Source organism: Arthrobacter sp. AK01, from assembly GCF_021109375.1.
Taxonomy (GTDB): domain Bacteria; phylum Actinomycetota; class Actinomycetes; order Actinomycetales; family Micrococcaceae; genus Arthrobacter.
This window is the reverse complement of sequence record NZ_JAJOHP010000094.1, coordinates 1-14,965: the sequence shown is the minus strand read 5'-3', so window position 1 is coordinate 14,965 and position 14,965 is coordinate 1. Positions and strand designations below refer to the sequence as shown.

Below are 14,965 nucleotides of genomic sequence, written 5' to 3'. Positions count from 1 at the left end.
CCCCCCGCGGCCCCCACCCCACCCCCCCGCCCCCCGCGCCCCCCCCCCCCCCCCTAGCCCAACAAAAAAACTCCGCCCCCCCCCCCCGGCGGCCCGCGCGGGGGGGGGGGCGGGGGGGGGCCCGGGCCCCCCCCCCCCCCCCCCACCCCGCTCCACCATTTCAGATTGGATTTCCCCTATGCCAACCTTCACTATCGGCGAGCAGGACTTCATGCTTGACGGTCAGCCCCACCGCATCCTTTCCGGCGCCCTGCATTACTTCCGCGTCCATCCGGATCAATGGGCGGACCGGATCCGGAAGGCCAGGCAAATGGGGCTCAACACCATTGAGACCTACATTCCGTGGAACACCCATGCTCCGTCCCCTGAAGTCTTCGACACCTCGGGGGGATTGGATCTGGGCCGATTCCTGGACCTGATCGCTGCGGAAGGAATGCACGCGATCGTTCGCCCTGGTCCGTACATCTGTGCGGAGTGGGACAACGGCGGGCTCCCTGCATGGTTGTTTGACCGCGGCGCTGCGGCCATTCGGGCCGATGATCCCGTGTATATGGCAGCCCTCACCGAGTACCTTGAACAGCTCGCCCCCATTCTTGTTCCCCGTCAGATCGACGCCGGCGGTCCCATCATCCTGATCCAGATTGAGAACGAGTACGGTGCCTACGGCGCTGACCGGTTCTACCTGGAAAAGCTCGTCAAGGTCAACCGGGAAATGGGGCTGACCGTGCCGTTCACCACGGTTGACCAGCCGCAGGATGACATGTTGGCCAACGGCAGCCTCCCGGAACTGCACAAGACGGGCTCGTTCGGCAGCCGCTCTGCGGAGCGCCTGGAAACACTTCGCCGCCATCAGCCCACCGGCCCCCTCATGTGTTCTGAATTCTGGGTGGGCTGGTTCGATCACTGGGGTGCGCACCACCACACCACCACCGTGGAGCAGTCCGCCACCGACCTGGAGGTGCTGCTGGAGCTTGGCGCGTCCGTGAATATCTACATGTTCCACGGCGGCACCAACTTTGGATTCACCAACGGTGCCAACGACAAGGGTGTTTACCAGCCGATCGTCACCAGCTACGACTACGACGCCCCTTTGGACGAAGCTGGAAACCCGACGGCGAAGTATTGGGCGTTCCGTGACGTTATTGGCAAGTACACAGACCTCGACGACGACGACGTGCCGGCACCTGCGCAACTCGGTTCCAGTTTTAGCGTCCCGCTGGCGCAGTCCCTCCCGCTGTGGGATTGCCTGGACCGGCTCGGGAAGTGGACCTCGCACGAGGGAATCCGCTCCCACGATGAGCTGGGCCACTATTCCGGCTTCACCCTCTACCGCAGGGAAATCGAAGTTTCCGGTCCCGCTGTACTGGAGTTCGACGAAGTACGTGACCGGGCCCAGGTATTCCTGGACAGGGTGCCGGTGGGAATCCTCTCCCGGGATCACCACGAAAGTTCCCTGGCGCTGCCCCATGACGCGGTTGGCACGCTGGAAATCCTGGTGGAGGACCAAGGACGCGTGAACTACGGTCCCCGTTTGGGGGAGTCCAAGGGCCTGATCGGAAATGCCCGGATCAACGGAGAAACTCTCTGGAACTGGGACATCCTTCCCTTGGAACTCGACGACGCAGTTCCGGTCTCAGCAGCGTTGGAGGAACAGCCCTCCCTTCCTGACGTACCAGTGTCCGGGCCGGTCTTTGTCCAGGGGACTTTTGACCTCCCCGGCGGCGGCGATACCTTCCTTTCCACCGTGGGTTGGACCAAGGGTGTGGTGTGGATCAACGGCTTCTGCCTGGGCCGGTACTGGTCCCGCGGACCGCAGGCCACGCTTTACGTTCCCGGCCCCCTCCTGCGAAAGCACGGCAACACCATCACCATGCTTGAACTCCAGGCGGCCTCCCACAGCACGGTTTCCTTCGTGGCCAGCCACGATCTTGGCCATACGGAGTTCTGACCATGACGCTGACTCAAGCAACAACGGCAGGAACTGCTGCTCCGACCGGCCGTCAGTTTCGGATTTCTGCGGAATCGGAGACAGATGGCCGCATGGTCGCGGCGGTGATCACGGAGGTCGGCGGCACCATCCGCAGCCTCACCGTGGACGGCGAGCCCCTGATCGAGGAGTTCCCCGAGTTCGGTCTCCCCAAACACTGCGAGGGCGAGATCCTCATTCCTTGGCCCAACAGGGTCCGGGATGGGCGATGGACGCATGACAGGAAAGACCTCCAACTGGCCATCAGCGAACCCGGGCGTGGCAACGCCATTCACGGCCTGGTCAGGTTACGTCCTCACACGATGGTTAGCCGGTCCGCCAGCGAGTTGACCCTTCACGTTCGGATCTACCCGAGCGACGGTTACCCGTTCGCTGTGGACGTGGAGACCACGTATTCGGTATCTCCGGAGGGGCTGGCGGTCACTCACGCTTTGACCAACAAGTCAGCCAAGCCCGCCCCTGTGGCCGTTGGATCCCATCCGTACATGCGGGTGGGCGCCACGCCCATGCAGGACGTTTCCTTGACCATCAACGCTGCCTCGTATGTGGTGGTGGATGAGCGTCTGAATCCCGTGGGTACGTCCCCTGTCTCCGGGACGCCCATGGATCTGTCCGCAGGGCCCAAGGTGGGCTGGCTGCACCTGGACACAGCATTCTTGGATCTCACTCCGGCGCCGGACGGAATGTACCGGCACCTCCTGGAGGCGCCCAACGGTGACGCCGTGGAGGTCTGGGGCGATGCCAACTACCAGTACGCGCAGGTGTACACCACCACGAGCTATCCAGCGGGAGGCCACCGGACCGCGGTAGCGGTGGAACCCATGACGGCGCTCCCCAACGCCTTCAACTCCGGAGCCGGCCTGCGCTGGCTTGAACCGGGGGAGGAATGGATCTCGACCTGGGGGATTTCACACCGGCTCGGCCCCGCACAGGGCAACCACCATAGAGGAGAGAACTGACCATGGCATGGCTAGTAACTGGAGGAGCCGGCTACATCGGCTCCCACGTAGCCCAAGCACTCATGGATGACGGCCACGACGTGGTGGTCATCGATGACCTGTCCAGCGGCAAGCGCGGATTTGTGCAGGAAGGCGCAGCCTTCGAACATGGATCCCTGCTGGATACTGGTTTCCTTAAAGACGTCTTCGCACGCCACGACGTGGCCGGCGTGATCCACTTGGCGGGTTTCAAGTACGCCGGCGTATCGGTTGAATGGCCGCTTCACACCTATTTCCAGAACGTCACCGGTACGGGAAACCTGCTCGCCGCCATGGAAGCAGCCTCTGTACGGGCGATCGTTTTTTCCTCGAGCGCCGCCGTGTATGGGAACACTGACGTGGATCTCGTGACCGAATCGACGCCCACGAGGCCGGAATCTCCCTATGGCGAATCCAAGCTCATTGGTGAGTGGCTCATCGCAGACCAATCACGGGCAACCGGGCTTCGCCATACATCCCTCCGGTATTTCAACGTTGTTGGCTCCGGGATTCCGGACGTGGTGGATGTCAGTCCGCACAACCTGTTCCCCTTGGTCTTCCAAGCGCTGAAGGATGGCGCAACGCCGAAGATCTTTGGTACCGCCTATGCCACGCCGGACGGCAGCTGCGTCAGGGATTACGTCCACGTTGCCGACGTTGCCGCGGCCCACGTGGAAGCTGCCCGGAAACTCCAGGAGGGCGTTGATCTTGAACCCGTCTACAACCTTGGCAGCGGTACCGGGGTATCTGTCCGTCAGATCATGACCGAAATGGCCTCTGTGACGGAGATTCAGTTCGCTCCACAGATTTGCGCAGCCCGGCCCGGCGATCCTGCCCGGATCGTCGCTTCCGGCGAACTGGCACGCCGGGACATCGCCTGGGAACCGAGGCATACGCTCCGGGACATGATCTCCAGCGCCTGGGCGGCAGCCGGGAACCAGAAGTTATCCACCCACTAGCACTGCGACGCACTATCCCAAAGGAACATCATGATCGACGCCCCGGAACTGCTGGCTACCGTCACGGCTACCAGCAAGACCACCATGGAAATCAACCTCAACGCCGCCATCCAGGCTGCGGAGCAGCGTGCGCGCAATGAAGGCCGCTGCGGGATCCTGGTCACGCGGCTGGACTATGCGTCCTACACCGTGGAGCTCTCACCGGACGTGCCCTACGGCTACACCTATGAGAAGCATGACGCCTGAGGCGAAGGGATCGCGGGGCACGCCTCGCTCCGCCCGCCGGCGCTTCACTGTTCGAATCCGTTCAGCGGATTCGGCCAGGATCCTCTTGTCTTGCGTGCTGGTCGGCTTCAGCCTGGTGCTGGGGCTTACGCCGGGTTGGGCTTCGGAGATCAACGGCTCCGACATCAAGATCAGTGTTGACATTGCGCCGCGCACACAATGTAGCGGCCAGTGCCTTCCGAACGGACTCCCCGCGACGGGCCTCGACCCCGTAGGGGCCCTCGTGGCTGCCGGGCTCTGCGGCGGGACCGGGGTGCTCCTCCTGTTCGTCGGGCGGGGGCAAGCCGCTACGCGACGCCTTCCCACGGGCGGCTAGGCCAAGGACGCGACATCATGGATGCACGCCCCGCCAAAAGGTACAAAAACCCCTTGCTGGGTGCCAACATTCCGTGTAAGTTTACGTAAACATTCTTAAGAATCTTTGCACCTGGTTACCTGAATCACCTGCTTCGGTGCGCACAGCCGCGCATCGCCCAGCATGCCCACCCACCCTCGAGGCAACCGCTCACAGCGGGCGGGGGAGGGTGGAATTTCGCCCAACTGGACTCCGTATACGAGCACGGAGTCCGCCCTGGCGCTTCCCTTACCGACACCTCAGGATATGAATCTCCCCCCGCATTGCAATGAAGGAGCAAGACGATGAGCAAAACAAGCTTGTTCGTAAGAATCTCAGCAGTTGCCGCTGGCACTGCCGTACTGGCCGGCGTGGCCGGAGCCGCACTGGCTGAAGAAAACCATGGCGACCAGGACGTCGACGTGAACGTGGCGATTGCGCAGATCGATGAGCCCGGAATTCTGGCCATGAGCGTGGCAGGAACCACGGCCACCCTGACCGAGGCCGGCTCGTCTCCCACCGTCCGCCAGTTCACGGGTTCGCTGCCCACGGTAACGGTGACTGATACGCGACTCCCGGACCAGATCCCGGCCGGTGCCGGCTGGTACGTCATTGGTACATCCACCGACTTCACGGGAACCACGGGCCAGCCGGCGATCGGGGCTGGACATTTGGGGTGGTCCCCTTCGCTGATTGACGGTGGTGAATCGGGGCAGGTTGCCGAGGGCGACGTTGTGGAAACGGTCATGGACTCGGGTGCGGACGCGGTGGGCCTGGTGGACCAGGAATTGCTGGCCCTGGCCCTGGACTCAGCAGCGATCGCGCCTGAAGGGCAGTGGACCGCAACGGCCGGATTGTTCCTCCGTACGCCGGCTACCGTCGCGCCCGGCGACTACACCGCGAACCTGACGTTGTCGTTGTTCGAGTAGGCCCATTGGTGGTGCGGCTCCTGGGGGAGCCGGACTATTTTTGTGTCCAGTATGAAAAAGTTGCAGAGAAATGTCCTGACTGCCGAATACAAGGAGCGCCCATTGATTCCCGAAATAGCTGGACTTCCTTCCCTTGAGTGGACGTCATCGCCCAGCCACGCGAGCTACGACGACGCCGAGGGAACACTCACGCTCACGGCAGCGCCCGGCGTCGATTGGTCCAACGACTCGCTCGGGGGCGAACAGCAGCACCGGGCCTCGGCCCTGGCTTTCACGGCTCCAGCGTCGTTCTCGTTGTCGGCCAGGGTCATGGTGGCCTCGCCACGCACAACGTTCGACGCCGGTGTGCTGGCTTTGTGGACGGACAGCGACCACTGGGCCAAACTCTGCTTCGAATACTCTCCGCAAGGGGAGGCCATGGTGGTCAGCGTGGTGACCAATACCTACTCTGATGACTCGAACGGTCCGGTGGTGACCGCACCGTGGGTCTACCTGCGTGTCAGCCGGGTGGGTCCTGCTTGGGCGTTCCATTCGTCAACCGACGGGCGGGACTGGTCCTTTGTCCGTCTGTTCCGGCTGAATACCGACAAACCTGTCCGCGTTGGGTTCATGTCGCAGGCGCCCATGGGGGATAGCTGCGAGGCGCGGTTCGACAGCATCAAATTCATAGAGACAGCGCCGGAGAACCTCCGCGACGGCAGCTAGCCCCCGGCCGCGCTGCCCGTTCTCCGACGCAGACTGGCTGCCTCAGGGAATCGCAGGCACGGCGGTCGCCGTCGCGACCGGTGCGGGAGTAGGCAGGATGGACGGTGCCGGTGCCGGTGCCGGTGCCGGTGTGGTGGGCGGCGTGACGGGTTCGACAGGTGCCGGTGTGGTGGGCGGCGTGACGGGTTCGACAGGTGCCGGTGCGGTGGTTGGCGGAGCTGTTGGTTCCGTGGTTGGCGGCGTTGTTGGCGTTACTGGTTCCGTGGTTGGCGGAGCCGTTGGCACACCCGGCGTTACCGGCGGTGACGTCGGACTAGACGCAGGCGGTGTGGTTGCCGGTGTGGGGGCGGCTGTCGGTGACGGGGGAGTGGTTGGCGGCGCGAACGGTATCGGCGGGTCTGTGGCCGGCGGTGTGGATGCCGGTGCCGGCGGTGGAGTAGCGGGACCGGCGGCAGGTGTCTCTTGGTTCCCAAGCGCGGCAGTGGGCGACCGTTGCGGCACGTTCCATGCCGGCGTCGTACCTGTCTGCTGCGCGAAGCTGGTCAGCCGCAGCGCATTGACATGCGCCTCAAATGCCAGGGGTACCAGGCTCCACGCTGACGGATCGGCCAGTGTGCCGTTCACGATGGTTTCAAAATGAAGATGGCACCCGGTGGACGCGCCGGTTGAGCCAACAAGCCCTACGAGGTCGGCAGCCAGGACCGTTTCTCCCTTGCGCACTGCGACGGACTGCAGGTGGTTATAGGTGGTGACCAGGCCGCTGCCGTGGTCTATTTCCACCCGGTTCCCTCCGCCCCAAGGATGCCAGCCGACCTCGCGCACGGTTCCCTCGTCAGCGGAATGCACCGGCGTGCCACAGGCTGCGGCGTAGTCCTGTCCCGTATGGAATTCTCCGGCGGAACCCGTCATGGGGTTGGTGCGCCGCCCGAAGGGCGAACTCGGATGGAGGTTCACCAGCGGAGACATCAAAGTCCCTGGAATCAAGGTCCCTGGGCCAGGCCGGGCCGGTCGGCGGGACGTGTCACCAGCGGTTGCGCCCCATGAGCCGCCGCTGAAGGAACAGGTGCCGGGTGCTGACAGGCTTTGGGAGCCCAGGAAGCCCGCGATCTCCTCGGCCAACTGCCGGTATTTGGTGTAGTGGTCAGGATCTTGGTTCCGCTGCACGCGGTGGATGGCAATGCTGGAAGGCAGAGCCTGCCAGTCCTTGACGTCTTTCAGGGCCAGGAAGAAGCTGGTTGCGCTGACAAAGGGATCCATGCGATCGGCGGAGGAGCCCCAGGCCCCATTGGCGCGCTGCTGGAACAGGCCCCGCGAGTCCGGCCCTGCGGCGTCACCGTAGTCCTTGCTCTCCAGGGACGATTCGCCAAGTGCGGCCTGAATGCCAAGGATCCGGGCATCGGCGGGCAGGGCCAACTCTTCCGCCGCCGCCACAATGGCGGAGGCGTTCCGGAGTTGGACGTCTGAAACGGGGCCGCCCGCTGGGAGCGCTCCGCGCCCGGTGTTCGTTTGCCCGCACAGCAGCGCCCCTAAGCCATCCGAAGGTGCGAAGGTGGGTGGCGTCGTCGTGGAGGCGCTTGAGGCCCGAAATGCGGGCTCGTTCGCGGAACCCCTGGATCCTGCTGGGCTCCCTGCTGCCGCCGGAGCGGGTTCAACGGTGTGTGCCTGGGCTTGCTCTGCGGAGGGGTGGAGAGTCTGAACAGCACCCGAAGGGAAGCTGCCGATCAAGGTTGCGGCAGTGAGTACTGCCAGGGGCAGCGGGATCCGGTGGCGGGTCCGGGTGGCGGGCGGAACGTGGAGCGGGGTTACGCGGTGGTGGCCGTCAGAATGGCCGGTATTCACGGCGCTCACCGTTAGGGGCGGGGTCTAGCCCGGCCAAGGAGTTGGAGGTCGACGACATTGTCTTGATCCGATCCGGATATGTTTACGTGAACATGATGTCAACGTAAACATACCGCCGACCGGTGAAGTGGTCAAGACTTGTGCTGCTGGTGGACGGACAATTCCAGATCGATAAATGCCGCAATCATGGCCCGGTACATTCGCTCGACCACATCCGGCGCAGCCCCGGACTCCTCAGCGATTGAGCGTACCTTTGCAATGACCTTCTCGACTCGGTCAGGCGCCTGGACGGCAGCCCGATCCGCCTTGAGCTTGCCGGCCTCCTCCACCCAATGTTGCCGCCGGGAAACAAGCCCCACGATCTCCCGATCCAATTCATCGATCTCCGTGCGAATACTCTCAATGTCCAGGCTCGTCATCCCACCAACCCTACCCATGCCCTGTGGAAATCCGGATGCTTAGGTAAGCCAAACAAGGTAAGTTGGCATGGTGATTCCCTCCGTAAAACCTGCCATTGACCGCGCCCCCGGAGTCTCAAAGGAGATCGAGGACGCGGCCTGGTATGTGCTCGGTCCGGCGCTGCAGGGGAGACCTTCGGCGCTGGACGGCGCGACGTTGACGTGGACCGCGGATGCCGCAGGAGAGTTGCTCGAAAGGCTTGAGCGCGGGGTTGAGGACTCCAAAGCGCCCATGATGACCAACCTTCGGCAGAACCTGGACGGCGCGTCCAGGGAAGCCAAGCTGCTTGCCGTGGAATTGCTGTTCCTGCAGTCGCTGCCGCTCGCCCATGAGGTCAAGTCACTCAGGGTGAAGCGCGCCCGCGTTGCCGAAGCCGCGTCCTGGGTTGAGCCTGCCATCGCCTTGCCGGATGAGCTCTACGAGGGCATGACGGACCATGGAGTCATCCGAGACCGCACTGCCGAATTCAACTGGACCATCTGGGACCACTTGAAGTGGCTGTGCCGGTTTGTGGCCCACGTCGACAGCCAAAACACCGACGCCATCAACCAGTCGCTCGCGGACCCCTTGGCATTCCATGAGCTCGCGGCAGCAACGCCGGAGGACCAACCCGCCCTGCGCCGCAGCATCGAGTACCTGGTGTGGCCCAGCTACTTCGAACCCGTGGTGGCGGACGTGGAACGCCAGGAAATCCGGGACGCCTTTGCTTCGCTTGTGGGCGGTGCCAAAGGTGATTCGGACGAGGACATCACCGCGGACATCCACCGCATTCGCCTGCACCTGGACGAGCAAGCAGGGCAACGCATCGACTGGTACGCCCGCCAACTGGTGAGCCAGTGGCGCAAGGTGGGAGACCCGGGTCGTCGTTCCTGGCTTCTGCGCACCCATCACGACAATGCGGACCTCCTGGCGGCCTGGGTAGCCGAAGAAAAGGCCACCTTGGACGTGGAGCACCTGCGTACGCTCACCGCGGGGGTTACGGCAGGCGTGGTCCAGCATGCAGTGGACGAGGATTACAAGCACCTTGGCTATGTGGAACGGGAGGACACCAAGACTGCCGTCTTCGCCTTCCTCACTGTCATGAAGCCCGGCGACCTCACGCTCTACCAGCACGCCGGACGGGTACGGGTTGGAGTGGTCCTCGGCGAGCCCGAACACCACGAAGACAACCGCCGGATCCGCCGCAAGGTCCGCTGGTTCGATGACAGCTATGCCATCCCCGAGCTTCCCCGCCACGCCCAGCGGCAGCTGTCCACCCCCGGCATCCTAGTGGATGTCACCAGGGTCATCCAGGCACTGCAGGAACTGCTCCCGGTAGAAGCTGAAACCGACGGCGAGGACGAAGCCCCGCCCACCGCCGTCGTCGAGGTTGTCCAGCAAGGCTTCCGGCCCCTGACCGACCAGTTCGCAGCGTCCCTTCACATGGACCTCGAGCCGCTCAAGGAGATCGCGGAACTACTGGAGGAGAACCGGCAGCTGGTTCTTTATGGTCCTCCGGGCACCGGCAAGACCTACCTTGCCAAGCACCTCGCCGCCGAACTGGCGGGCGATCACACCGACGAACGCGTGAAGCTGGTGCAGTTCCACCCGTCCTATGCCTACGAGGACTTCTTTGAGGGCTACCGGCCGGACAAGACCGACGACGGCCAGGTGTCCTTCAAGCTCGTCGCCGGGCCGTTGCGCCGGCTCGCCGAGGAAGCCGCCAAACCGGAAAACGCGCACAAACCGTACTTCCTCATCATCGATGAAATGAACCGCGCCAACCTGGCCAAAGTGTTCGGCGAGCTCTACTTCCTGCTGGAGTACCGGGACGACCGGATCTACCTGCAGTACAGCCCCAACGAGCCCTTCAGCCTGCCTGACAACCTTTACATCATCGGCACCATGAACACGGCGGACCGCTCCATCGCCATGATGGACGCCGCCATCCGGCGCCGTTTCGCGTTCATCGAACTGCACCCCAACGTCGAACCGGTCAAGGGATCGCTGCGGCGGTTCCTGGAGGCACGGGGACTGGACACTCTCAACGCGGACCTCCTGGACGCGCTCAACGCCGCGATCGATGACTGGGACCGGGACCTGATGATCGGGCCGTCGTACTTCATGAAGAACGCCGCCCAGAATCCGACGGGCCTGCGCCGGATCTGGAAGTACGAGCTCATGCCGTTGCTGGAGGAGCACTACCACGGGCAGCTGAACCGGGCACAGCTGGAGGAGCGCTTCGGCCTGGACCAGTTACTGGGACGTCTTGCAGCCCGCTAAAGCCATCCCACCCAGGCCGGGCCGGGCGCCTGCCAGTGCTGGTCGGGCCCCTGCCAGTGCTGGCCGGGCCGCGGCGCCCCGGCACATCGTCATGGACGAGCTCTCCGGCGGCGTGGTGGACAAACTCGATCCCGAATCCGCAGCGTTCATCAATGCCAGCGGCCTGGCCAAAGCTTCTCCCATGGGCATGGGCCTCTACAGGATCGAGCCAGTGGGCAAAGTGGGCTCCGTCCGCACCCCCACAGTTCAACTGGAAGTCCGGCCCAAGGACCGCCTTGGCCTAAGTCGCCTGCTGTTCCTTCTGGGCTACGCCGGGGAACAGGGTTTCCGCGACCATGCGGTGGAGGCCGTGGAGCATCCGGACCTGTGGAGCGCCTTGGCCGAGTCGCTGGCGCAGTTGGCGGACCGGGCCCTCAGCCGCGGCGTCCTGCAGGGCTACCTGACGGTGGAGGAATCGCTGCGGACCGTCAAAGGCCGGATCCGGATTTCGGACCAGATCTCCCGCCGCCCCGGCATGATGGTGCCGCTGGAGGTGTCCTACGACGAATTCACGGAGGATATCGCCGAGAACCGTATTCTCCGTGCCGCGTTGGAGCGGATGGGAAAGGTGCCGGGGGTACGGCCCGACGTCCTGAGCCGTATCAGGCAGCTCAAGGGAAAGCTCGACGCCGTCACGCGGCTTCAGTCCGGAGCACCGCTGCCGCCGTGGCGGGCCAGCCGGATGAACCTCCGGTACCACCCTGTGCTGAGGCTGTCCGAAGTGATCCTGCGCAATGCCTCCGCCGAGGCGGGCGAGGGCAAGCAACAAACGGCGTCCTTCGTGGTGGATATGGCCCAGGTGTTCGAGGAGTTCGTGGGGACCGCGCTGCGCGGAGCCATGAGCGCCCATCCCGGGGAGATGCGACTCCAATACGGGGCGCTCCTGAACGAGGCAGTCAATGACTCAGATCGCCTGACGGTCCGCCCCGACGCCGTGCACTTCCTTGGCGGCCGCCCCGTGGTGGTCTACGACTCCAAATACAAAGCAGCCTCCGACGCCGGGGCCTCGCTCAGCGCCGACCATTATCAGTTGCTGGCGTACTGCACCGCGCTCCGGGTCCCCACAGCGTGGCTTGTGTACGCCGGTGCCGGGGAAGTGAAGCTGCGGCGAATCCTCAACACGGACATCGATATCGTGGAGTACCCGCTGGACCTGTCGCTGCCGCCGTCGGAGATTCTTGCGGCGGTGGCGGACCTCGCTGAGCAATCGTGGGGTGAAGTAGTACGCCAGGCTGTGGCGGGCCGGTCGGCGTCGGACTAGCCTGAGACTTAAACCGTTGGGCGACAAGGAGGCATCATGGCCGGCAAGAAATCGTGGCGCGACATGAGTAAAGGTCAACGCATTTCAGTCGTGGTCAGCGGAGTGCTGAACCTGGCTCTGCTGGTGGCCGCGCAGCGCAGCATCGCCAAGACCCCGGACTCGAACATCAGGGGCAAGAAGGCCGTCTGGCGCGCAGTGTCCTTCATCAACTTCTTCGGCCCGGTCAGCTATTTCCTGTTCGGCCGCCGTCGGGATGCAGCAGGGTTGAACAGCTAAGTTCAGGCGGGCATTTTCACCGTAAAGGTGGTGCCCCGTCCCGGTTCGCTGGTCAGGGTGATGGTGCCGCCGTGGGCTTCAACGATTGCCTTGCTGATGGGCAGCCCAAGGCCGACGCCGGGGATGGTGCTGTTACGGACGCCGCCGGCCCGGAAGAACTTGGTGAACGCCTCGGCCTGCTCCTCCTCATTCATGCCCATCCCAGTGTCGGTGACCCGGCAGAACACGTAGTCTTCGTCCTCCCAGGCCGCTACTTCCACGTCGCCGCCGTCGGGGGAGTACTTGATCGCATTGGATACCAGGTTGTCCAGAACCTGGGCGATGCGGGAGGAATCAACGTGTGCTTCCAAGGCGTCGGGGAGGTCCATGGAAAGCCGAATGCCGGCTTTGGCAGCCCGGGGTTCGGCGGAGGTTACGCTGCCTCGCACCAGTTCTGCCACGTCCACTGCGTGGGGCTGGATGACAATCTGGCCGGATCTGACGGCCAGGAGGTCGGAGACGAGGGTGAGGAGTCGTTCGGCGTTGCGCCGGACAATGTCGAGCTGTTTGCGGGACCGTGCATCCAGTACGTCGGGATCATCCAGGATCAGTTCCACGTAGCCCAGGATGGAGGTCAGCGGAGTCCGGAACTCGTGTGACACGTTGGCCACAAAGTCATCCTTGGCAGCAAGCGCGTTGACCAGGTCCGTCACGTCGCTGAAGACCACCACGGAACCGGCGAACTTCCCGTCGTCGTCCACCATGGGACGCGCGCTGGCCGTGAAGGCACGCTGGTCCTTGCCTGAGCCGAGCCACACCAACTGGTCAGTAAAGCGTTCACCGAGCACCGCACGCCGCACGGGGCGGCGGTCCGGGTCCAACGGTGTGGTCCTGTCAGTATCGAAGACCAGCAGCTGGGATTCGTTGGGGTCGGCGTTGTCCGGGGGAGTGGCCAGCGTATGGGTTTGGCGCTGGCGCCGGTTCATCAGGACGTCGTGCCCATCGCCGTCGACAGCCACCACACCCAGTGGCAGGGCCTCCATGACCGTGTTCAGCAGCCGTTCCTGTTTGGTGCTGACCTCAAGTGCCTCTTTCAGGGCCGCGTCTTTCAACTCCAATGCGCGTTGCTGGCGGACCATGCTGAGTGTCAGGACACTGACGGACACGCCGATGCCGAGCATGAGTATGGGGAACAGGAGCGGCTTGGTGAGGTCCTGTTCCGTGAAAGTGCCACGGATGAACAGTGGAGCCCAGACAATTCCCAAGGGCCCAACAAAGGACATGGTGATGGCCAGCTTGGGGTACAAACCGGAAGCGCACAACCAAATGACGGGTAAGACCACCAGAACGCTGAGCCCTGTTATCGACTCAAGGGCCCCTTCCCTGGCAAATCCGATCGAGACCATGTCCAGGATGGGGATAGCGAGGAAGGTGGCGAAGGGCAGCCGGTGCCACGGGACAATGACGCACAGCGCCAAAAGGAATGCCTGGCTGAGCAGGAATATCAGGAAGAGGGGGTTTTCCAGCGTGGCCGGGAAAAACAGCCACACCAGGATGGCCGAAATACAAACACAAACCGATAGGGGCAGCTGGCTGAGGACTACACGCATCCGCAGGGTATGTTCGTGGAAGGAGCGTTGAAAAACCAAGAGTTTCTTCTTTTCACCAATATCCCAAGTCGAAGGGTGGGTCATGGCACATCCACCACGGATGCAGAAGAAAGTCGGTTCATGAGATCAGCCTAACCATAATGGATATACTTCTGAGGTTATCGAAGGGGCTGAGGGGCTGCGATGAGTGAAGTACGTGTGGGGTTGGTCATTGAAGATGACCAGGATATTCGGGAATTAGTACGTGTTGTCTTATCCCAGGCGGGATTTGATGTGCACACTGCGTCCACGGGATCTGCAGGTGTGACGTCAGCCCGTGAACTGAACCCGGACGTCATTACCCTGGACCTGGGCCTGCCCGACATCGACGGCTTCGAAGTAGCACGCCAGATCCGCAAGTCCTCCGACGCCTACATCATTATGCTGACGGCACGCGCCGAGGAACTCGATACCCTCATGGGCCTCGAAGCCGGTGGTGACGACTACCTGACCAAGCCGTTCCGACCCCGCGAACTGCGCGCCCGTGTCGAGGCCATGATGCGAAGGCCCCGCGCGTCGTCGGACACCAAAAACGTTCCGGAACAAGTGGACCCCGAGGTGAGCCACAACGGCTTGGCCGTTTCGGCCGGCTCCCGGACGGCGGTCCTCAATGGCGCCGAGCTGAAGCTCACCCGCACCGAATTCGACCTCCTGCTTGCCTTGCTGGAGACGGGACGGATTGTGCGGACCAAGGCAGACCTCGCCCGTCGCCTGCGCAACGAACCGTACGACGTCGGCAGTTACGTCAGCGACGCGGACGAACGTGCCGTTGAGGTGCACATGGGGAACCTGCGCAAGAAACTTGGCGACAGCATCCAGGCCCCCCGCTGGCTTGAGACGGTCCGCGGCGTCGGCTACCGGCTGGCTCCCGCGAACAACAACTAAGCAACCCGCAGGGGCTCCGGGGGGGGGGCCCGGGGGGGGGGGGGGCGGGGGGGGCGCCCCCGGGCGGCCCCCGGGGGGGGCCCGGGGGGGCGGGCCGGCCCCCGGGGGCGGGCGGGGGGGGGGCGGCGCGCCGGGGGCGC

At 63.8% G+C, this 14,965-nt stretch carries 14 protein-coding genes; 11 read left to right on the top strand and 3 right to left on the bottom strand.

The window, feature by feature from the left end; genetic code table 11:
- Positions 1-178 precede the first annotated feature (178 nt).
- The 7 genes from LN996_RS21560 to LN996_RS21530 all read left to right on the top strand — a co-directional run bounded on the left by LN996_RS21560 (position 179) and on the right by LN996_RS21530 (position 6,176).
- A complete protein-coding gene (locus LN996_RS21560; RefSeq protein ID WP_231343018.1) occupies positions 179-1,948 on the top strand; it encodes a beta-galactosidase family protein in 1,770 nt (589 codons plus the stop codon).
- A gap of 2 nt (positions 1,949-1,950) precedes the next feature.
- A complete protein-coding gene (locus tag LN996_RS21555) occupies positions 1,951-2,946 on the top strand; it encodes an aldose 1-epimerase family protein (RefSeq protein WP_231343017.1) in 996 nt (331 codons plus the stop codon).
- 2 nt (positions 2,947-2,948) lie between these two features.
- Entirely contained in the window at positions 2,949-3,923 is a 975-nt protein-coding gene (gene galE / locus LN996_RS21550) for a UDP-glucose 4-epimerase GalE (RefSeq protein ID WP_231343016.1), read from the top strand.
- A 30-nt stretch (positions 3,924-3,953) separates the two neighbouring features.
- Positions 3,954-4,169: a hypothetical protein gene (locus LN996_RS21545; protein ID WP_089593971.1), complete on the top strand. Its 216-nt coding sequence runs from the start codon at positions 3,954-3,956 to the stop codon at positions 4,167-4,169.
- Positions 4,159-4,524: a hypothetical protein gene (locus LN996_RS21540; protein ID WP_231343014.1), complete on the top strand. Its 366-nt coding sequence runs from the start codon at positions 4,159-4,161 to the stop codon at positions 4,522-4,524. Before LN996_RS21545 ends, LN996_RS21540 begins: the two co-directional genes overlap by 11 nt.
- A gap of 323 nt (positions 4,525-4,847) precedes the next feature.
- Positions 4,848-5,471, top strand: a complete 624-nt coding sequence (locus LN996_RS21535; protein ID WP_231343013.1) for a hypothetical protein — start codon at positions 4,848-4,850, stop codon at positions 5,469-5,471.
- A 102-nt stretch (positions 5,472-5,573) separates the two neighbouring features.
- Complete coding sequence (locus tag LN996_RS21530) at positions 5,574-6,176, top strand: DUF1349 domain-containing protein (protein ID WP_231343012.1); 603 nt, start codon at positions 5,574-5,576, stop codon at positions 6,174-6,176.
- A gap of 42 nt (positions 6,177-6,218) precedes the next feature.
- On the opposite strand, the gene LN996_RS23840 is transcribed toward LN996_RS21530, so the two are convergent.
- Entirely contained in the window at positions 6,219-8,015 is a 1,797-nt protein-coding gene (locus tag LN996_RS23840; RefSeq protein ID WP_231343011.1) for a M23 family metallopeptidase, read from the bottom strand.
- Positions 8,016-8,146: 131 nt separating this feature from the next.
- The gene (locus tag LN996_RS21520) at positions 8,147-8,434 is read right to left on the bottom strand and encodes a chorismate mutase (RefSeq protein ID WP_231343010.1); all 288 of its coding nucleotides are present in this window, start codon (positions 8,432-8,434) and stop codon (positions 8,147-8,149) included.
- Between the two features lie 67 nt (positions 8,435-8,501).
- Between LN996_RS21520 and LN996_RS21515 the strand changes: the two genes are divergently transcribed.
- The 3 genes from LN996_RS21515 (at position 8,502) to LN996_RS21505 (ending at position 12,312) form a co-directional block, all read left to right on the top strand.
- Positions 8,502-10,736 carry an McrB family protein gene (locus tag LN996_RS21515; protein WP_231343008.1) on the top strand — a complete coding sequence of 745 codons (2,235 nt, stop codon included), beginning with the start codon at positions 8,502-8,504 and terminating at the stop codon, positions 10,734-10,736.
- Between the two features lie 91 nt (positions 10,737-10,827).
- Positions 10,828-12,036, top strand: a complete 1,209-nt coding sequence (locus LN996_RS21510) for an McrC family protein (protein ID WP_231343003.1) — start codon at positions 10,828-10,830, stop codon at positions 12,034-12,036.
- A gap of 36 nt (positions 12,037-12,072) precedes the next feature.
- Positions 12,073-12,312, top strand: a complete 240-nt coding sequence (locus tag LN996_RS21505; RefSeq protein ID WP_231343000.1) for a PLDc N-terminal domain-containing protein — start codon at positions 12,073-12,075, stop codon at positions 12,310-12,312.
- Between the two features lie 2 nt (positions 12,313-12,314).
- On the opposite strand, the gene LN996_RS21500 is transcribed toward LN996_RS21505, so the two are convergent.
- Positions 12,315-13,985, bottom strand: a complete 1,671-nt coding sequence (locus LN996_RS21500) for a cell wall metabolism sensor histidine kinase WalK (protein WP_231342995.1) — start codon at positions 13,983-13,985, stop codon at positions 12,315-12,317.
- A gap of 99 nt (positions 13,986-14,084) precedes the next feature.
- Between LN996_RS21500 and LN996_RS21495 the strand changes: the two genes are divergently transcribed.
- Positions 14,085-14,825 (top strand): response regulator transcription factor, encoded by a 741-nt coding sequence (locus LN996_RS21495; RefSeq protein WP_231342993.1) that lies wholly within the window; start codon positions 14,085-14,087, stop codon positions 14,823-14,825.
- The last annotated feature ends 140 nt before the right edge of the window (positions 14,826-14,965 follow it).